This is a genomic window from Paenibacillus sp. S28, from assembly GCF_016624415.1.
Classification (GTDB): domain Bacteria; phylum Bacillota; class Bacilli; order Paenibacillales; family Paenibacillaceae; genus Paenibacillus_AQ; species Paenibacillus_AQ favisporus.
Genome location: NZ_JACVTM010000055.1, coordinates 1 through 384, shown reverse-complemented (window position 1 = coordinate 384; position 384 = coordinate 1). Strand labels below are relative to the sequence as shown.

1 protein-coding gene is annotated in these 384 nt (G+C 56.0%); it reads right to left on the bottom strand.

All coding sequences use genetic code 11. The features are described 5' to 3' along the window. A partial coding sequence (locus IAE55_RS33620) for a DUF7507 domain-containing protein (protein WP_200634982.1) occupies positions 1–384 on the bottom strand: 384 nt, incomplete at both ends.

The following is a 384-nucleotide window of genomic DNA, read 5'->3' as shown; positions in this document are numbered from 1 at the left end:
CTCAGCCGTCGTCTCCAGCGGCGGCGTTTGATCTGACGAAACCGTGAACGTGTTGGTAAGGGTACTGCCAACAGGCGTATCCAAAGGTAAAGTGAACGTCGCGATGCGCGTGATCGTTTCGCCCGCAAGCAGGACCACTACTGTTTCGCTCAGGCCCAGCAGCGCATCCGTCAGGACTACATTCGTCTGCGGAATGGTCAGCAGGTTCGTGACCGTCAGCGTGTACGTGATTGTGTCACCTGGGAAGGCTACATTGCGACCGGGCAGCTTCTGAATGACTAGTGACGGAATGGGGAATGCCTGCACGACGACATTGGCCGTCGTCTCTATCGCCGGCGTTTGATCTGACGAAACCGTGAACGTATTGATAAGGGTACTGCCAAT